General features: G+C 60.8%; 18 protein-coding genes and 1 pseudogene. 16 read left to right on the top strand and 3 right to left on the bottom strand.

All coding sequences use genetic code 11. The features are described from left to right. From ABT23_RS14170 to ABT23_RS14105, 14 genes are all read left to right on the top strand, one after another. On the top strand, nucleotides 1–823 hold an 823-nt coding region (locus ABT23_RS14170; RefSeq protein WP_296636687.1), incomplete at its 5' end, for a glycosyltransferase family 4 protein. After that, a complete protein-coding gene (locus ABT23_RS14165; protein ID WP_296636685.1) occupies nucleotides 814–1,848 on the top strand; it encodes a glycoside hydrolase family 5 protein in 1,035 nt (344 codons plus the stop codon). The genes ABT23_RS14170 and ABT23_RS14165, both read left to right, overlap by 10 nt. Nucleotides 1,849–1,972: 124 nt before the next feature. After that, nucleotides 1,973–3,736 carry a glycosyltransferase gene (locus ABT23_RS14160; RefSeq protein WP_296636682.1) on the top strand — a complete coding sequence of 588 codons (1,764 nt, stop codon included), beginning with the start codon at nucleotides 1,973–1,975 and terminating at the stop codon, nucleotides 3,734–3,736. After that, nucleotides 3,733–5,301 carry an oligosaccharide flippase family protein gene (locus ABT23_RS14155; RefSeq protein WP_296636679.1) on the top strand — a complete coding sequence of 523 codons (1,569 nt, stop codon included), beginning with the start codon at nucleotides 3,733–3,735 and terminating at the stop codon, nucleotides 5,299–5,301. The genes ABT23_RS14160 and ABT23_RS14155 overlap by 4 nt, the downstream gene beginning before the upstream one ends. A 29-nt stretch (nucleotides 5,302–5,330) precedes the next feature. Continuing rightward, nucleotides 5,331–6,443 carry an acyltransferase family protein gene (locus ABT23_RS14150; RefSeq protein WP_296636677.1) on the top strand — a complete coding sequence of 371 codons (1,113 nt, stop codon included), beginning with the start codon at nucleotides 5,331–5,333 and terminating at the stop codon, nucleotides 6,441–6,443. 84 nt (nucleotides 6,444–6,527) lie between these two features. Next, the gene (locus ABT23_RS14145; RefSeq protein ID WP_296636674.1) at nucleotides 6,528–7,274 is read left to right on the top strand and encodes a WecB/TagA/CpsF family glycosyltransferase; all 747 of its coding nucleotides are present in this window, start codon (nucleotides 6,528–6,530) and stop codon (nucleotides 7,272–7,274) included. A 58-nt stretch (nucleotides 7,275–7,332) separates the two neighbouring features. Beyond that, a complete protein-coding gene (locus tag ABT23_RS14140) occupies nucleotides 7,333–8,577 on the top strand; it encodes a lipoprotein-releasing ABC transporter permease subunit (RefSeq protein ID WP_296636670.1) in 1,245 nt (414 codons plus the stop codon). Beyond that, a complete protein-coding gene (gene lolD / locus ABT23_RS14135) occupies nucleotides 8,570–9,250 on the top strand; it encodes a lipoprotein-releasing ABC transporter ATP-binding protein LolD (protein WP_296636665.1) in 681 nt (226 codons plus the stop codon). Before ABT23_RS14140 ends, lolD begins: the two co-directional genes overlap by 8 nt. An 11-nt stretch (nucleotides 9,251–9,261) precedes the next feature. Continuing rightward, a complete protein-coding gene (locus ABT23_RS14130; protein ID WP_296636661.1) occupies nucleotides 9,262–11,604 on the top strand; it encodes a DNA internalization-related competence protein ComEC/Rec2 in 2,343 nt (780 codons plus the stop codon). After that, a complete protein-coding gene (locus ABT23_RS14125; RefSeq protein ID WP_296636658.1) occupies nucleotides 11,597–13,594 on the top strand; it encodes a bifunctional (p)ppGpp synthetase/guanosine-3',5'-bis(diphosphate) 3'-pyrophosphohydrolase in 1,998 nt (665 codons plus the stop codon). Before ABT23_RS14130 ends, ABT23_RS14125 begins: the two co-directional genes overlap by 8 nt. After that, nucleotides 13,549–13,722, top strand: a complete 174-nt coding sequence (locus ABT23_RS14120) for an ACT domain-containing protein (protein ID WP_296636653.1) — start codon at nucleotides 13,549–13,551, stop codon at nucleotides 13,720–13,722. Before ABT23_RS14125 ends, ABT23_RS14120 begins: the two co-directional genes overlap by 46 nt. Nucleotides 13,723–13,773: 51 nt before the next feature. After that, nucleotides 13,774–14,046 carry a hypothetical protein gene (locus ABT23_RS14115; protein ID WP_296636649.1) on the top strand — a complete coding sequence of 91 codons (273 nt, stop codon included), beginning with the start codon at nucleotides 13,774–13,776 and terminating at the stop codon, nucleotides 14,044–14,046. Beyond that, nucleotides 14,028–14,588: a Dyp-type peroxidase gene (locus ABT23_RS14110; RefSeq protein WP_296636644.1), complete on the top strand. Its 561-nt coding sequence runs from the start codon at nucleotides 14,028–14,030 to the stop codon at nucleotides 14,586–14,588. The genes ABT23_RS14115 and ABT23_RS14110 overlap by 19 nt, the downstream gene beginning before the upstream one ends. A gap of 2 nt (nucleotides 14,589–14,590) precedes the next feature. Then, entirely contained in the window at nucleotides 14,591–14,998 is a 408-nt protein-coding gene (locus ABT23_RS14105) for a hypothetical protein (protein ID WP_296636641.1), read from the top strand. Between the two features lie 14 nt (nucleotides 14,999–15,012). Here ABT23_RS14105 and ABT23_RS14100 read toward each other — a convergent pair whose 3' ends face one another. The 3 genes from ABT23_RS14100 to smpB all read right to left on the bottom strand — a co-directional run bounded on the left by ABT23_RS14100 (nucleotide 15,013) and on the right by smpB (nucleotide 16,904). After that, entirely contained in the window at nucleotides 15,013–15,945 is a 933-nt protein-coding gene (locus ABT23_RS14100) for a tRNA 2-selenouridine(34) synthase MnmH (protein ID WP_296636636.1), read from the bottom strand. A 216-nt stretch (nucleotides 15,946–16,161) separates the two neighbouring features. Further along, nucleotides 16,162–16,335, bottom strand: coding sequence for a hypothetical protein (locus ABT23_RS14095; RefSeq protein WP_296636631.1), 174 nt, complete (start codon nucleotides 16,333–16,335; stop codon nucleotides 16,162–16,164). A gap of 125 nt (nucleotides 16,336–16,460) precedes the next feature. Next, nucleotides 16,461–16,904, bottom strand: coding sequence for an SsrA-binding protein SmpB (smpB, locus tag ABT23_RS14090; RefSeq protein ID WP_296636627.1), 444 nt, complete (start codon nucleotides 16,902–16,904; stop codon nucleotides 16,461–16,463). 213 nt (nucleotides 16,905–17,117) lie between these two features. Between smpB and ABT23_RS14085 the strand changes: the two genes are divergently transcribed. Together ABT23_RS14085 and ABT23_RS14080 are read left to right on the top strand one after the other, a co-directional pair. Beyond that, a complete protein-coding gene (locus ABT23_RS14085) occupies nucleotides 17,118–17,552 on the top strand; it encodes a type II toxin-antitoxin system RatA family toxin (protein ID WP_296636622.1) in 435 nt (144 codons plus the stop codon). Further along, nucleotides 17,549–17,741 (top strand): annotated as a pseudogene (locus ABT23_RS14080) (hypothetical protein); the annotation flags it as partial. The gene ABT23_RS14085 and the pseudogene ABT23_RS14080, both read left to right, overlap by 4 nt.

The following is a 17,741-nucleotide window of genomic DNA, read 5'->3' as shown; positions in this document are numbered from 1 at the left end:
GATCCATCGTCGTCCCATGGGGGCCTCCACGCATGGCGGGTTCTTTCACACCCGTTTTGCCGCCACGCTCAAGAAGGCCTATTTCAATACGGCTACCCGGCTGTCATCCGTTGCATACGACCGGGTTGTCGCGACCAGCGAAAACGATGGGAGGATTTTCAACGCCATTGTCCAATCGCCCAAGAAAATCGTCATCGAGAATGGCGTCAACGTTGAGAAATATGCGGACCGGTCGGCGCGCGAGCTGACCCCGACGCTGATCTATTTCGGCCGCTGGTCGGAAAACAAAGGACTCCTGGAAACCATCGAGTTCTTCCGTCAGCTGGTAGCTCGGCAACCTGCATGGAAGCTGATTATCGCGGGGCGAGAATACGACCATACCCAGGCCGCGCTCGCGGATCGGATACGTCAACACGGGCTTGTCGATTCTGTACGATTGGCGGCCAACCCTTCTGATCAGGAATTGGCATCCCTGATCGGCCAATCCAGCTATTTCATTTGCCTGTCGCATCACGAAGGCTTCGGTATTGCACCGATTGAAGCAATGAGCGCCGGATTGATACCCGTGTTAAGCGATATCCCCCCATTCCGGAACCTGATCGAACAAGTGGGCCAAGGCTTGCTGCTTGACACGCGCCAACTCGCGAGCGGGGTCAACTCCCTGTTGACGCTTCACGAGCAGGGCGAACACGACTATCTGCCTAGAAGGGAATTTGTCCGCTCTTCTGTCGAGCGTTACAGCTGGAAATACGTCGCTGACCAATACGTTGATATCTATCGATCCCTGGTTGATCCAACCTTGAGGAAAGCCATATGTCGATAAAGACCACACGCAGGATCAAACGAACCGTATGCCTGCTAAGTGCGCTTGCCACCGCCGGGTGGGCCGCGTCGGGTATGGCGACAGGTTGCGAGTCGGGAAACGCACTCAAGGGCGTGAATTTGTCGGGCGCGGAGTTCAACGGCACCAAGCTGCCGGGTACGCTTTCCAAGGACTATATCTATCCCAACCAGGCGGAGTTTGCGTACTTCTCTTCCATCGGAATGAACGCAGTTCGCTTGCCGTTCCGCTGGGAGAGGGTTCAGCCAACTCTATTTGGAGAGCTCGACGCAGCTGAACTGAAAGATATCTCGGATGCCGTGGCGTTGGCCAAGGCGAAGGGTATGTGCATCATCCTTGACGTCCATAACTATGGGGCCTATCGCGGCAATGTCATAGGCACGGAAGAGGTGCCCGTCGAGGCATTCATCGACTTGTGGACGCGGCTGGCGGCTCATTTCCCCGACGCTGGCACCGTCGCGTTCGGCCTGATGAATGAGCCCGCCAAGCTGCCCATCGAACAATGGGCCGATGCGGCGCAACGCACGATTGTCGCGATTCGAAAAACGGGTGCAAAGAATCTCCTGCTGGCTTCAGGTGGGCGCTGGAGCGGCGTACACGAGTGGGAAAAGACAATTGGAAAGACCTCGAACGCATCAGCTTTCGCGAACTTCAAGGACCCGTTGAATCGTACGCTGCTTGAAGTCCACCAATACGCCGACGCCAACTATTCCGGCACTGGCAGGACTTGCGTGCCAGTCGAGAAATTGTCGCCTATGTTCGACGACATCACGCAATGGGCAAAGACCAACAATCAGAAACTCTTTCTGGGTGAGTTCGGCGTGCCGTCCGGCCAGGAGTGCCTGGCTGCGTTGGATGCGATCCTCGGACATATGCAAGACACGAGCGTCTGGCGTGGATGGACGTACTGGGCGGCGGGCAGCTGGTGGGGCTCGTACCCATTTAGCATCGAACCGCACAACGGACAAGATGCGCCGCAAACCGCCATATTGAAGAAATACCTATGAAGCCGTGTGCCATGGAACCCCCTTATTTCTCTCCGCTCCGCAGGGCTGGTGCGGTCGGTGCGCCGTACCGCCGCGCCGTCGCAGCATGTTCGGGCGGGTTAACCCAGTCTTCCGGAGGATGACCATGCTCGTTAAAGATACCCGCGCCTGGCAACCGCTGAGGGACGCGCTCGACGCGTTGGAGGCGGACGCCCCAGGTGCGATCAAGTATGTTCCCAATCAGGGCAATGCCGGCGATGCTTTGATCGCCGCTGGAACCTGGCAATTTTTCGAGGACTGCCAGATCGCTCCCCGCTACTCGTCCACGCGCGACATCGTTGCCGGAGACACGGCAATCTACAGCGGCGGTGGCAATCTGGTTCCCGAATACGATAATTGCCGCGATTTTCTGGCGCGCTGTCTGCAGGTCGGCGTAGCGCGTGCGCTCGTGTTGCCGCACTCCATACGCGGCCATCAGGATCTGCTCCGGCGCCTGGACACGCGCTTCACGCTGGTATGCCGCGACCTCGAATCGCTGGCGCGCGTGAAAGCCACGGGAACAAGGGCCGAGGTGATGTTCGCGCCCGACATGGCCCTCTATATCGATCCGGAGCGACTCTTCGCACGGTGCAGCCACTATGGCGGTCTGCGCATGTGGGCCCGGTTTGCACGCTACGGCCAACTGCACACCTATGCTGGATGGCGGATGGCGCTGCGGCGCCTGCGTCCTGCACTGGGGGGCGCCCTGTGCGTGATACGGGCCGATGCGGAAGCCACGTTCGCCGAACCCGGTGATCCACGTCGCGATGTCCCTAGTTTTTACGGTTCACAATACCGTTTCCGCGAGGAATCGGATCTGGTGAGCCGCGACCTGCTGGTGTTTGTGAAATCTGCCTATTTCGTATGGACCAATCGTTTGCACATCGGGCTGGCCGCCGCGCTGATGGGTTGCAACGTACGTTATCTGGATAACGCCTACGGGAAGATTCGCGCGCTCTACGACGCATGGCTCAGTCATCTGCCGTCGGTGCGTTTCGAAGGCGAAAAACAACGCACACCGAAGTTTTCCCTGGTCATGGGCACCCTGGGCCGTACCGAAGAAATCGGTCGTTTTCTGGAGTCTCTGAAGAGACAAGACTATCCCGCCGTCGAACTTGTCATCGTCGATCAGAATCCCGACGACAGACTGTTGCCCTTGATCGAAGCGTATCGCCCGTATTTTCCAATCGAGCGCGTCGTCTCTTCCAAGGGGCTGTCGCGCGCGCGGAATGCTGGACTGCAGCACGTCACCGGAGATCTTGTGGCCTTTCCCGACGACGACTGCTGGTATCCCGACGGATTGCTGTCCTATGTCGCGTCCCGCTTCGAACTCGACGCGGGCCTCGATGGCCTGACCGGGCGCTTCGTCGACGAGAACGGCCGTACCGAGGGGCGCTGGCTCGGACGTTCGCAAGTCCTCAACCGCTATACCGTTTGGCGCGGTGCCATTTCGTTCAGCATTTTTCTTCGTCGCGGGTTGGTCGAATGCATCGGACCTTTCGACGAGACGCTGGGCGTGGGCGCCGGCACAGCCTGGGGAGCGGGCGAGGAAACGGATTATCTCTTGCGCGGCCTGCAAGCCGGCGGCCGGATCATGTTCGATCGCGAACTGGTCCTGCGGCATCCGGTGAAAACCAGCACGTTCGACGAGGCCGCGCGCGAACGGCAAGGCCGCTACGAAAGCGGATTTGGGCGTGTGATTCGCCGCGCCGGATTTCCAGCCTGGTACTTCCCCTGGGTCTGTGTGCGTACTCTGGCCGGCTCGCTTGTCGCCTTGTTCGCGGGGCGGCCAGCTCAAGCGCGTTTCAAATGGCATAGCGTGCAATCCCGCATTCGGGGATGGCGTGCCGGGGTGGATTCGGTCGCGTGAAGATTTTCGCTCTCACCGCCTCTTGCTTTAGATCGATGGCGCCGCGCTTTTCCATCAGCCCGGCCGTGCGCGAAATCGCGGCGAGGACTCCCATTATCGCGGATAACTTCGCGCAACAGGCGTTGTCCTTCGCGATCTTCGCCGTGCTCGCCCACTGGTTGACGCCCCATGAATTCGGCCTGCTCGCCATTGCCCACCTGATGGTGCAGTTTGTTCGCATGACGCTGCTTGATGCGATCGCGATGCCGGTCGTGCGCGGCGTCGACTCGAACGATACATTGTTCGATTGGCTGTTCACCCTGTGCACGATCGTGTCGCTGGTGCTGGCGGCCGTGATGGCGCTCGCGTCGCCTCTGCTGGTGCGCTTTTTCGGAACGCCCGAACTGATGCCGGTGCTGCTGGGCATGAGCCTTGTCATCGTCTTGTTTGGATTGGTTCGAGCCCATGAGGCCCGATTGCTGCGCGAAGGCAATTTCCGCCTGCTGGCGATCCGTTCCCTCTGCTCGGTGAGCGCAGGGGGAGCGGTGGCGTTGTTGATGGTCTATCAGGGCGCGGGGGCGATGGCGCTCGTGGCGCAACAGCTCGTCGCAGGCGTCGTCGCGCTTCTGATTGCGGTCGCGGCCGAATGGCGCACCTGGCGGCCGCACTGGTCGTGGTCGACTGCGTTGATCCGCAGACATGCCAGCGAGATGAATAAGGTGAGCGCGTCGGCATTGTTGAACTACGCCAATACAAGCGGAGATGCTGCGCTTGTCACGGTGCTGCTCGGCCCCTACGCAACCGGTCTATACAATCTGGCCAAACGCGTGCTATCGGCAGCGTATCTCGTCATCGGCGCGTCACTGGGACGCGTCAGCGTCTCCTTGTTTGTGCAGCAACAACGCGATCCGGCGGCCTTGCGACAAATTTATGGCCGTATGCTGGCCATGACGCTCTTGTTGCTGGCGCCGGTTTATACCATCGTCACCGCCCTGGCCGAACCGATGGTCGTCATCGTCTTTGGCGAGAAATGGCGCGCCAGCGCGGCCTTGTTCGGCTGGCTGTCGGTCGCTTACATGGGGCAGGCGGTTTTCGCGCTCGGCCAGAATCTTTCGTTCGCGACGGGCCAAACCTCACGTGTTCCCAAACTCGCACTCGCGCAGATGTTGTTGGCGACGACGCTGGCATGGGTGCTGACGCGCACGAACGGTGCTACGGGTGTCGCCGCCGGTTTTGCCCTGGGCAGCGTGGCGGGAATGGTGGCAATGAAGTTCGCGATCGGCCGACAACTCGGCATGTCCTTGCGCAGCTTCGTGGTGACGATCCTGCCTGCAGGAGCGGGCGCCGCCCTTAGCGCCATCCTGATACATCTCTTGCCGTTGACCGGCATGGACATCACGGAATGGTCCTCGCTGATTATTGCCGGCATGGCCGGCTTAGTCGCCTATGGCGCCGGTGCCGGAGCGGTTCGTCGGCTGGCCGGTTTCGAGCGGGGCTCGTCAGGATTCCCTATGCGTCGCGGGTTGGAAAATCGCGCTCCCGGCGAGGATGAGCGCACAGGGAAAGTCTTGGGGCACCCCTCGTAAAGGGATCGAAAGCGATGGTCAACGCAAACATGAATCCTGAATTGGTTTCTGAAATGCGGGCGGGAAGGCTCACGTATGTAGACACGATGAAAGCCATCGGGATGGTGTTGGTCGTCGTCGGACATGCCCCGGGTCTGGATCCGTTCATCAAGCATGTGATCTACAGCTTCCACATGCCGCTGTTCTTCTTTATTTCCGGACTGCTTTTGACCGAAGCCAAATTGGCCCTGCCCTATAAAGCGTACTTCTCCGCCTTGTGGAAAGGACTTGCACTGCCCTACCTGTTCTTTTTCGTGGTGTCCTATCTGTATTGGCTGCCGACGCATGACATGGCGGCGAGCGCCGTCAAATACGTTGGGATGGACTGGCAAGCCCCCCTGATGGGCATTCTGGTCGGAAACGGCGACGCACTGTTCGTGAATGTGGTGTTGTGGTTTTTTACGTGTCTTTTCACGGCCTCGTTGATTTTCTTCGCTGCGAGGAAATATTTCTCGGCAGCCTTTCTGCTGGTCGCGCTGAATGGACTGGGCGTTGTTTTTGTCCTTCTCTACGATCGGTCCTGGCCGCGTCTGCCCTGGGGGCTGGATAACGCGGTCGTGGCTATTGCATTTTATTCGGCCGGCCATTTTTTCCGCGGATATCAGAAGGCGACGTCAGCTAGGGTTTCCAGGACCGGCGCGCGAATTCTTGCGTTCCTGATGTTGGCCGTCGTTGCATTCGTCGCGAACCTCAATGGCAGTGTGGATTTGAATACGCTTCATTTCGGCAACTACCGATCTCTTTATTTTATCGGCGCATATCTGGGGATTTTCGCGCTGTTCTACTTTTCCATCGGGCTGCCGGCTACGCGTGTTTTCCGATGGTTATCGCAAAACACCATCATTATTTTTCCCATCCATTTGTTGATGTTCAGCGTCTTCACCGGCATTGCCGTCGTGGCGTTCGGCTTTCCTCACGACTTCAAGGAATCTTCTTTTATCTGGACGTTGCTGTTTCCCACAGCAGCGTTGTTGTCGAGCTATCCAGCTTCAGTGTTCATACGGCGTTTTTTCCCTTTTGTTATGGGCAAAGGACGAACGAAGCACGCCCTTCCGCAAGACATCCAAAGCATCGAATTCGGGAGCCTGCCCGGGAACCGCTAACGAGGATGTCCGAGCCGCTGAAAGCGGCAACCTGAAATTCCGGGCCATGCGCAATGCGCGCATGTTCACGAAAGGAATTTGACCATGTCAACACAAGAGAACGTTCGAATAGGCGGTTTTGCCATTCGCAAAACCACGTCAGCCGATCTTGCAGCGTACTTGCTCATGCGACGGCAACAAGGCGAGCAGGTTGCGTTATTTTTTGCAAATACCAACTTCATTGTGCAATGCCGGGATTTGCACGTGCGAATGGCGCAGGAGGGAATTGTCATCGTCAATGATGGTGTAGGCATGGATATCGCCGCTAACTTGATGCAGGGCGAACACTTCGAGGAGAACCTGAATGGTACGGACTTTGTGCCGTTCCTGTTCCGCCAGTCGGCCACGCCGCTCAGGGTATTCATGATAGGTGGAAAACCTGGGGTGTTGCGGCAAGCCGCGTTATACGCAACGCGGCAACTGGGCCAGATAGTGGTGGGCATGTGCGATGGATACCGGTGCGTTAAAACCAAGCAGAATCTGCTGGAAACGATCAACCGGGCACAGGCCGATATCCTGCTGGTGGCGCTGGGCAATCCGATCCAGGAGAAATGGATACTAGATTATCGTCGGCACTTGAATGTCCCTATTCTGGCTGGGGTGGGAGCATTGTTCGATTTCTGGGGCGGCGATAAGCCCCGGGCGCCGATTCTTGTACAAAAGATGCGAATGGAATGGTTTTTCCGTTTATGCCTGGAACCGAACCGGCTGGCGCAGCGCTATACGGTGGATATAGCGAAATTCCTGAAATATTGCTATCAGTATCGTTTGGACGATCGACCGCGGGGGTAGGCGACGGGCGAAAAAGCAGCTATGGCATACTTCGGGTATTCCGTCCGCGAGTCATGCCTTGCTTCCTTTTGAGCTCTTGATCGGCCTGCGCTATACCCACGCCAAGCGCCGCAATCATTTTATTTCCTTCATTTCCATCGTTTCCATGGCAGGCATCGCGCTGGGCGTGATGGCGCTGATCGTGGTGCTTTCCGTGATGAACGGTTTCCAGGATGAGTTGCGGACACGCATTCTCGGTGTGGCGGCACACCTTGAGATCAGCGGGTCGGCCGACCACTTGGCCGACTGGCGCAATGTGCTGGAACAGGCCAAACAGAACAAGGAAGTGCTCGCCGGCGCACCCTATGTCAACGCGGAAGGCATGCTGGCCAACGGCGACATGGTGCGTGGCGCCATTATCCGCGGCGTGCTGCCGGAACTCGAAAGCCAGGTAGCCGATTTTTCGCAGCACATGAAGGTGGGCAAGCTGACCGATCTCAAGCCTGGCGGATTCGGCATCATCCTAGGCGCGGAGCTGGCGCGCGCACTGGATGTGGTGCCCGGCGACAAGCTGGTGCTGCTGACCCCGCAGGGCAACATCACGCCGGCAGGCGTGATGCCGCGTGTCAAGCAGTTCACCGTCATCGGCATCTTCGAGGCCGGCATGTTCGAATATGATTCTGGCCTCGCCCTGATCAATCTGCAGGACGCGCAGAAGCTGCTGCGCATGGGCGACGACGTGTCGGGCGTGCGGCTGAAGCTCGATGACCTGTTCCGCGCGCCGTTCGTGACGCGCGAACTGGCGAACAGTCTCACCGGTCATTATTACCTGACCGATTGGACGCAAAGCCATGCGAACTTCTTTCGCGCCGTGGCGATCGAGAAACGCATGATGTTCCTGATCCTGCTGCTGATCGTCGCGGTGGCGGCCTTCAACATCGTCTCCACCCTGGTGATGGCCGTGACCGACAAGCAGTCCGACATCGCCATCCTGCGCACGCTTGGAGCCAAGCCCTTGTCGATCATGGCCATCTTCATCGTGCAGGGTGCGTTCATCGGGGTGTTCGGCACGCTGCTAGGGGTGGCGAGCGGCGTACTGCTCGCGCTCAACGTCGAAACCGTCGTGCCTTTCATCGAGCACATGGTCGGCATGGACCTGTTCCCGGCCGACGTGTACTACATCAGCAAACTGCCGTCCAAACTGGTATGGAGTGACGTGGGCATCATTGCCGGTGTCTCGCTCTTCATCAGTCTGGCCGCGACGCTGTACCCAAGCTGGCGCGCTTCGCGCATCAATCCGGCGGAGGCGTTGCGCTATGAGTGAGATCGTGCTGCGCTGTAGCGGGTTGGGCAAGACCTTCCGGCAGGGCAAGGTCGACGTACAGGTACTGGGTGATGTCGACTTTGAAGTGAATGCCGGAGAGTCGGTTGCCATCGTCGGGGCCTCGGGTTCGGGCAAGAGCACGCTGCTGCATCTGCTGGGCGGCCTTGATGTACCGACGCGTGGCCGCGTGGCGCTGCTGGGGCAGGATCCGTTCGCCATTTCCGAGGCGGCGCGCTGCCAGCTGCGCAATACCGCGTTGGGGTTTGTCTACCAGTTCCATCACCTATTGCCGGAATTTTCCGCGCTGGAAAACGCAGCCATGCCATTGACTATCCGCCGTATGGAGCATGACCAGGCCATGGCCCGCGCAACCGAGGTGCTGAACGAGGTGGGCCTGGGGCATCGGCTTGTCCATCGTCCCGGCGAACTATCCGGTGGCGAGCGCCAGCGCGTCGCCATCGCGCGTGCGCTGGTCACTCGGCCAGCCTGCATCCTGGCCGACGAGCCGACCGGCAACCTCGACCGTCATACCGCCAATGCCGTATTCGACCTGATGCGCGAACTCAACCGCAAACACGAGACCAGCCTGGTTGTCGTCACCCACGACGTCGAGCTTGCCGCGCGCATGGACCGCCAGATCAGGCTGGTCGACGGGATGCTGCAAGCCCTCTGAGCGTTCGCGCGATGCGGATCACCCTCATCGCGTTCTGCTTCGGTGTCTGGCTGCTGCAGCAACAGGCGACACTGCCTTCTGTCCGCTGGCTGGGGCTGCTTCCGTTGTTGTCTGCGGCGGTGTGGCTTCCACGTTTCTCCAGAGAGGTACCTGACACGCTGCGCCGTCTGGCAGTGGTGTTGCTGGGGGTTGCGTTGGGATTTGCATGGGCCGCATGGCGGGCCGACCTGCGCCTCGCCGATCGTTTGCCGGATCACTGGCAGGGGGTGGACCTTGCCGTGGTGGGCGTGGTGAACGATCTGGCTCAGGCCGACACGCGAGGCGAGCGCTTCGTGCTGGATGTCGAGCGCACCCTGACGCCCCATGGCCCGGTCCTGCATCGTATCCAGCTTGCGCGCTACTGGCCCCGCGAGGGCGCGCGCAATCCGACCGTGAAGGCGGGCGAGCGCTGGCAATTCACGGTACGGTTGAAGCGGCCCTACGGTACGCACAATCCGCACGGCTTCGACCTCGAGGCCTGGATGCTGGAACGCGACATCGCTGCCTCGGGATATGTACGCGAGAAACCCTCTCCCCGGCGTCTGGATGCGCAGGCAGCTACGCCTGCTGCGTGGATTGCCGCTGCGCGTGCCGCCATTCGCGAGCGGATCGCTGCCACCTTGGACGACACACCCTACGCCGGCGTCATCGCCGCCCTGGTGGTTGGCGACCAACGCAGCATTCCGCATGACCAATGGCGCGCCTTCACCCGGACCGGGGTAAACCACCTGCTTTCCATCTCCGGCTTGCACGTCACCATGATTGCCGCCCTGGCCGGTTGGGCGGTGGCGTTTGGCTGGCGACGCTGGCCGCGCGCGGCAGAACGTCTTCCGGCCCGGCAGGCGGGGCTGCTGGCTGCCGTGTTGGCGGCGTATGCGTATGCCTTGCTCGCGGGCTTTCAGGTACCGGCGCAGCGCACCCTGTTCATGCTCGGCGTGCTGGCGCTGGCGTTCTGGGGACGACGTGAACCACGGCCGTTTTCTGCTCTGACATGGGCCCTGTTCGTGGTCTTGCTGATCGATCCGTGGGCGGTATTGTCGGCCGGTTTCTGGCTGTCGTTCGGCGCCATGGCTGCGATCCTGTGGGCGACATTCGGGCGCGTGGGGCAAACAGGCAAGCTGCGTGCCTGGGTGACGGTGCAGGGCGCAGTCACACTGGCGCTGGCACCGGCCCTGCTGTTGCTGTTCCAGCAGGTATCGTTGATTTCCCCGCTTGCCAATGCCGTCGCCATTCCGGTCGTCAGTTGGCTGGTGACGCCGCTGGCCTTGCTGGGGGTGATCATGCCGCCGCTGTGGCATGTGGCCGCCTGGTTGATGGCCTGGCTTGGCCAAGGGCTGATCTGGGCCAGTGAACTGCCGTGGGCGGTGGTGTCGCGACCTGTGCCGGAAGGGGAGGCGCTGTTGCTGGCGGTGACGGGTACGCTGTGGCTGTTGTTGCCGCGCGGGTTTCCGATGCGGGCGATGGGCGGGCTGTTGTGGCTGCCGCTGATCTTCCCGCTGCGAACGAGCATCGCACCCGATACCTTTCAGGCTGACGTGATCGACGTGGGCCAGGGTACGGCCATCCTGATCCGCACGGCGGCGCATGCACTGCTCTACGATACGGGCCCGGCGTTTGCCGGCAGCGACGCAGGCGAACGCATCGTCGTGCCGTATTTGCGCACATTGGGCATCGGGAAATTGTCCGGTGTCATCGTCTCGCACGACGACAACGATCACAGCGGCGGCTTGCGATCGGTGTTGCGCGATATTCCGACAGGCTGGTTGCTGCACGGTTTGCCGACGGCGAGCCCGCTTCTGACGGCAGCCCCGTCGCCGTCCCATTGTCATCGCGGCCAGCACTGGCAATGGGACGGCGTGCGTTTTGACATCCTGAATCCACCTGTCGCGGCGTATACAGAGCCCGACCGCCGGGACAATGATTACAGTTGCGTGCTGAAAGTCACCCGGGGCGGCCAAAGCCTGTTGATCACAGGGGACGCCGAACGGCGTGGCGAACTCGAATTGCTGGAATCCGGCACGGATATATCGGCAACGGTATTGGTGGCCGGACATCACGGCAGCCGCACTTCGTCGCTGGCCGAGTTCGTCGAGCAGGTGCATCCGCGCTATGGGGTCTTCACGGTAGGGTATCGCAATCGTTTCGGCCATCCCCATCCGCAGGTCGTGGCGCGGTTTCGCGCGCTGGATTCGGACATTCTACGCAGCGACTCAGGAGGGCGCATCAGCCTGGTGTTTGGCGAAGCCGGGGTGGTGGCCTCAGAATATCGACCGTCCCATCGCCGCTACTGGCATACCGTTTCGTTTGATGAATGACATTGCCCGCCCCCGCTGCTATGAAGCCACTGATCCGGAATCGGCCCGGCAGGCGCTGGCGCGCGTATTGCCGGTGGCGGAAAACGATCTGCCCTGGCGCGCGCTGGCGTATGCCCATGCCCAACTGGGCAGTACCCCGGTATTTGCGCACAGTGTAGGAGCGGCCTTGATCGTGGCCGAATTGCGGGTTGGGGCCGATGCCGTCGCCGCCGCTTTGTTGCATGCCTGTCTGGGCGATACAGCCGATTTCGATACCACTTTCGGCACGGCTGCCCGGCTGGCCCGCGGCGTGGCTGCGATGGTTCGCATCGAGACCTTGGCCGCCAGCGCCACCGACAAGCGCGTCGACCCGCATGCCCAGCTCGAGGCCTTGCGGCAGATGGTGTTGGCGATGGTGGAGGATATTCGCGTCGTATTGGTCAAGCTGGCGGAGCGTACGCATGCCCTGCGCTGCGCGGCGAGCCAGGACGCCGCGACGCGCGAGGCACTGGGCCAGCAGGCGCGCGAACTCTTCGCCCCGCTGGCCAACCGGCTCGGCGTGTGGCAGATCAAGTGGGAAATGGAAGACTGGGCGTTCCGCTACCTGGAGCCCGATACCTACAAGACCATTGCCGCGCAGCTCGACGAAAAGCGTGCCGACCGCGAGGCCTATATCAAGGGCATTATCGAGCGCTTGCAGGCCGAACTCGCGCTGCATGGCATCGAAGCCGAAGTCAGCGGCCGGCCCAAGCATATCGCCAGTATCGTCAACAAGATGCGGCGCAAACGGCTGAGTTTCGAGCAACTCTACGACATCCGCGCGGTGCGCGTGCTGGTGAAGCACGAGATCGACTGCTACACCGTGCTGGGCTTGGTGCACAACCTGTGGCAGCCGATCCCGGGCGAATTCGACGACTATATTTCGCAGCCGAAGAGCAACGACTACCGTTCGCTTCATACGGCTGTGATCGGGCCGGAGGATCGGGCACTCGAGGTTCAGATCCGTACTTTCGACATGCACCGGCATGCCGAACTCGGCGTCGCCGCACACTGGCGCTACAAGGAAGGCGGCCGCCAGGACGCACTGTACGAGGAAAAGATCGCCTGGCTGCGGCGCATCCTGGAATGGAAGGACGACGTTGCCGATAGCAGCGAGTTTACCGAACAGTTCAAGACCGAGCTGTTCCAGGACCAGGTCTACGTGCTGACGCCGCAGGGCAGGGTCGTGGCGCTCGACCGGGGCGCCACGCCGGTGGATTTCGCCTACGCGCTGCACACCGATCTGGGGCATCGCTGCCGCGGCGCCAAGGTCAACGGTGCGATGGTGCCGCTCAACACGGTACTAGACAACGGCCAGCGCGTCGAGATCGTCACGGTGAAGGAAGGCGAGCCGAGCCGTGACTGGCTCAATCCGGCACTGGGCTACCTGGTCACCCATCGCGCACGCTCCAAGGTGCGCACCTGGTTTCGCCAACGCGATGTCGGCGAGCAGGTGAGCCTCGGCCGCACCCTGCTGGAAAAAGAGCTCAAGCGCCTGGGCGTGGGCGACACGAATCAGGAGAAGCTCGCGCAGCGGCTCAAGTTCGGCAAGGTGGAAGAGTTCCTGGCTGCGCTCGGTCGCGGCGATGTCGGCCAGCGCGATCTGGTCAATGCCCTGCAGGAGCCAGGCAAGCCTTCGCCGGCGCTGACGCCCACCGCCAAACCGCGTGCGCGCGCCCGATCGGGCAATCCCGTCACCATTCCTGGCCTGGGCGACGTGCCGTTGACGCTGGCCCGTTGCTGCAAGCCGCAGCCACCCGACGACATTGTCGCCTACACCACGGTCGGGCGCGGACTGACCGTGCATCGTCACGACTGCGCCTCGCTCAAGCGTGCCAATCCTGCCCGCATGCTGCCAGCGGAATGGGTGCTCGACGCAAATGCCGCCTTCGAGGTGGACATTCGCCTCAAGGCCTTCGACCCGACGTGTCCGACGTCATCGCCAAGGACAGGCTCGACGTGCTGCGCGTGAATACCGAGAGTCGTGGCGAATATGCCCATATGCAGCTCACCGTGCGGATACGGGAACTGCAGCAGCTGGCTCGGCTGCTGGCGCGCCTGCAGCATGTACAAAACATGATCGAGGTGAGCCGCGGCTGAGCATGCCGGGCCGCCGCTTGTCTGCCCCTTATCGTTGATCGCTTTCACGCCATGCCAGCCCAGCCCGCCATTTTCGATCCCATTCCCCTTCATGCACGGCATCTGTTCTTCGATCTGGAGCCAGGGGCCGATTGCCGGTCAGCCCTGCATGCGCTGGCCGCGCAATGCGACGGTCACTCGGCCGTGCTGGGTATCGGCCTGGAGGTTACGCAGGCCCTCGGCGTGCAGCTTGAGGGGCTGCGTGGTTTCCCTGTCCTGCCGGATGCGCGCCCTCCGATTCCGACGACACAACATGCACTCTGGCTGTGGCTGCCTTCAAATTGACGCAGGCGATTGTCAGTTTCCGCCACCAGGATTGCCGTGATCTGACAGGCTACGAAGACGGCACCGAAAATCCCAAGGATGAGGATGCGGTCGAAGCTGCGGTGACGCAGGGGCAGGGCGCGGGTATCGACGGTTCCAGTTTTGCGGCGGTGCAGCAGTGGCTGCATGATTTTCCCGGATTCGATGCAATGTCCCGTGCCGAGCAGGACAACTGTTTCGGCCGCGAACGCGACAGCAATGAAGAGATCGATGACGCGCCCGAATCGGCACACGTCAAGCGCACCGCGCAGGAGAATTTCGAACCCGAGGCCTTCGTGGTGCGCCGTTCCATGCCGTGGGTGGCGGGCGCAGATGCGGGACTCGTGTTCCTGGCGTTTGGCAAGTCGTTCGATGCCTTCGAAGTGCAACTGCGTCGTATGACTGGCCACGACGATGGCATCACCGACGCGCTGTTCCGCTTCACCCGCCCGCTTACCGGCGGGTATTACTGGTGTCCGCCACGGGGCAGTGCGGGCATCGACCTGAGGGCCTTGGAGCGCTGAACATGGCTGTGTCGGATGGCGCTCCGAACGAGCCGTCTGCACGGCTGCCATGGTGGCGCAACTGGAAAGTGATGCTGCCGTTGTGGTGCGCGATCGGCGGGCTGGTATGGCTGGGACTGCATTTCAATGTCGACCGCGGCGTGATCGCAGCCAGCGTGGTGGCGGTGGGGCTGATCTCCAATGCCTTCGTCTGGCTGCTGGGCGTCATCGCATTGGTGCCGGTGATCGGCCCGATCATCGTCAAGATCCTGTCGATCGGCTTCATCTGGCTGCTCAACGCGATCGGCTATCTGGTGTCCTATGTCGCCATCCGGCGCGGCTATTCGAAGGACGTCCTGACCTATCGCGGGCTGACCATTGCGGTCATCATCGGCATCGTGATCGGTTTCGTGCTCGGGAAGCTGCTCTAGTCCTGGGAAAGCGCCTAGGCCGCGGCCAGAATCGTGCGTGCCAGTTGCTGCAGCCCGCTGGCCGACAGATCGTCCGTGTGGAAGAGCTGGTCTGAGGGCGAGGCTGCGTAATTTTTCGCGAGCGATTTGAGATAGGTCGGGTCGTAATGCTGGTCGAGCAGGGCGGTCACCAGTTCGGGCCACGCCCGTTCATTGGCCAGCGTCTGCCACGTCGCCACAGTCTCGTTGCCGCGTAAGGGCGTGAGGTAGGCGAGCTGGCGATTGATCGTCCCGGGATCGTGCAGGAAATGCATGTAATCCTCGGTCAGCAAGCGGACCCGCGCTGCCAGGGGCACCTCCAGCCGCAGGCAGATGCTGGCGCGCATGGCGGTGATCAGCGCGTCGGGGACGCGCAGTGCGCCGATCTTCTTGCTTTCCGATTCGACGAATACGGGGTGTGCCGAGTCGAAGCGGCTCAACGCGAACCAGATCGCGCTTTCGAAGCTTTTTTGCGATGGCTGAGGCTGATCCGGGAGCGCGCCCAGCAGCGAACCTCGGTGCGCCGCCAGTGCCTCGCGGTCGAGCTCGGCCACCACATGACGTCGATAGGCCTTGTAGCCCCCTTCGAGCTGCACGGCGCCAAAACCGATTTTCTGCAGGACATGCGTCAGCGAGCCGCTGCGGCTGCCGCCGCGCCAGCAATAGACGAGTGGACGATACGATTTGGGCTTGTCGATGAACCAGGCGTCCAGATGTTTCGCGATGTTGCGCGAAACCAGTGCCGCGCCGACTTTCTTGGCTTCGAACGATGATATCTGCTTGTACAGCGTACCCACACGTTCGCGCTCGGCGTCGTCCAGTACCGGCAAATTGACCGCACCAGGAATATGGTCCTCAGAAAATTCACCGGGGGAGCGGACATCGATGATGTCAGTGTAGGCGGGGAGGTCTGCTACGGTGACAGGCAAACTGAGCTCAACTTTCGAGGAAAAAACGTGGGGATGGGTTGGAACGACGCCATTGTCACATGGCTGTCGTCGCGCTGGCAAAGGCGGATCTTACTTGGCCAGGAAGGGCAGGCCCCGAATCGTGTGGAGGGACTGTATATGGGAAAACGCAGAGGAGGCCTCGACTATATAGCCGGGGCAAATGCGTCAAGGCGCATCACGCGCCATGACGTTGGTTCAGACGGCTTTCAGGTTCGCCGGTTTGCGATCTTCGGCACGCCGGCTCGATGTCTTGCGGCGATCGGCCATGATCTGAGGTGGGAGGGCAGCGTCACGCGGAGCAACGCGGCGGTCCCCCAAACGGCGTTCCAACGGAATGAATTCGACGTCGTAAACGGGAAGAGCCGACATGGGGAATTCCTTGGTTGTCGATATATTGACAATTGTAGTCGACATGTCGACAGAGACACAAGGGGATAAACGACCGATAAGCGGATTATTTCATCCGTTGGTCGATGCTGTATCCCTTATCGACGTTAGCTGGCACGAATGAGGCGCTGCTTTTCGCGTTGCCATTCGCGTTCTTTTTCTGCCGCACGCTTGTCATGCTGTTTCTTGCCCTTGGCCAGTCCGATTTCCAGCTTGATGCGGCCTTTCGAATAATGCATGTCGAGCGGCACCAGCGTGAAGCCGGCGCGTTCGGTCTTGCCGATCAGCTTGTTGATTTCCGCCGCGTGCAGCAGGAGTTTGCGCGAGCGCGTGGGGTCGGGGTGGATGTGGGTGGAAGCGGTGGGAAGCGGGCTGATATGGCAGCCGATCAGATACACCGCGCCGTTCTTGACGACGACGTAGGCTTCCTTCAACTGCACGCGACCGGCGCGGATGGCTTTCACTTCCCAGCCTTCGAGCACGAGGCCGGCCTCGAATTTTTCCTCGATGAAATAATCGTGAAAGGCTTTTTTGTTATCAGCGATGCTCATGGCGGACGGGCTTGCGTACAATTCTTGATTTTACAAGGCTTCAACCCGGATGTTCCATAAATTCACCTGCCCTCGCTCGTTCCCCGGCCGTCATGAAAGAGTTTGTTCGGTCGGGCGTATGAGTCACTATGGCACTCTTTCTCAAAACTCCCCTGACAGCCAAGTTGCGGCGCGATCATCAGGCGAATTCATGAAACACCCGGTTTAGTCCTCATGGCGCGTGTGGAAAAAAGTGTGCTGGTGGCACACAGCCCGGAACGTATGTTCGATCTGGTTGATCGGGTCGAGGATTACCCTGATTTCCTGCCGTGGTGTGGCGGCACCGAGTTGAAGGTCCGCGACGAACACCGTACGGTGGCGACCATTCATATCGCCTATATGGGCATCCGCCAGAGCTTTACCACCGAAAACACCAAGATGCCCCCGCGCGAAATGCGCATCAGGCTGCAGGATGGCCCGTTTTCCGAACTGGAGGGTGCCTGGTCGTTTCTGCCGCTGGGGGACGATGCCTGCAAGGTGGAATTTCGCCTGCATTATGTCTTCTCCAGCCGTATGCTGGAAACCATCCTGGCACCCGTTTTCAGCCACATCACCAATACTTTTGTCGATGCTTTCGTGCGTCGCGCCGACGAGGTGTATGCCGTATGAATACCGCCACGATCAATGTCGAGGTCGTTTATGCCTTGCCCGAGCAGCAAACGCTGCTGCAGGTCCAGCTTGCCGGCCACGCGGCTGATGTCCGGCAGCCCCACGATCAGGCGCAGGCGCCGTGCGCGCTGCTGCTGCCAGGCCAACGCCTCTCCGTGCAGCTGGCCGTTGATGCCGAGCTTCGGCAGC

The organism is Thiobacillus sp. SCN 63-57, assembly GCF_001725555.1.
GTDB lineage: Bacteria > Pseudomonadota > Gammaproteobacteria > Burkholderiales > Thiobacillaceae > Thiobacillus.
Note: the sequence above shows the minus strand (reverse complement) of the source record. Positions and strands in the feature narration are given on the sequence as shown.

What these genes read in the sequence shown, in the direction of transcription:
- ABT23_RS14165 (WP_296636685.1), top strand. Translation starts at nt 814, where the DNA reads ATGTCGATAAAGACCACACGCAGGATCAAACGAACCGTATGCCTGCTA.
- ABT23_RS14160 (WP_296636682.1), top strand. Translation starts at nt 1,973, where the DNA reads ATGCTCGTTAAAGATACCCGCGCCTGGCAACCGCTGAGGGACGCGCTC.
- ABT23_RS14150 (WP_296636677.1), top strand. Translation starts at nt 5,331, where the DNA reads ATGAATCCTGAATTGGTTTCTGAAATGCGGGCGGGAAGGCTCACGTAT.
- ABT23_RS14145 (WP_296636674.1), top strand. Translation starts at nt 6,528, where the DNA reads ATGTCAACACAAGAGAACGTTCGAATAGGCGGTTTTGCCATTCGCAAA.
- lolD (WP_296636665.1), top strand. Translation starts at nt 8,570, where the DNA reads ATGAGTGAGATCGTGCTGCGCTGTAGCGGGTTGGGCAAGACCTTCCGG.
- ABT23_RS14130 (WP_296636661.1), top strand. Translation starts at nt 9,262, where the DNA reads ATGCGGATCACCCTCATCGCGTTCTGCTTCGGTGTCTGGCTGCTGCAG.
- ABT23_RS14125 (WP_296636658.1), top strand. Translation starts at nt 11,597, where the DNA reads ATGAATGACATTGCCCGCCCCCGCTGCTATGAAGCCACTGATCCGGAA.
- ABT23_RS14115 (WP_296636649.1), top strand. Translation starts at nt 13,774, where the DNA reads ATGCCAGCCCAGCCCGCCATTTTCGATCCCATTCCCCTTCATGCACGG.
- ABT23_RS14105 (WP_296636641.1), top strand. Translation starts at nt 14,591, where the DNA reads ATGGCTGTGTCGGATGGCGCTCCGAACGAGCCGTCTGCACGGCTGCCA.
- ABT23_RS14095 (WP_296636631.1), bottom strand. Translation starts at nt 16,335, where the DNA reads ATGTCGGCTCTTCCCGTTTACGACGTCGAATTCATTCCGTTGGAACGC.
- smpB (WP_296636627.1), bottom strand. Translation starts at nt 16,904, where the DNA reads ATGAGCATCGCTGATAACAAAAAAGCCTTTCACGATTATTTCATCGAG.
- ABT23_RS14085 (WP_296636622.1), top strand. Translation starts at nt 17,118, where the DNA reads ATGGCGCGTGTGGAAAAAAGTGTGCTGGTGGCACACAGCCCGGAACGT.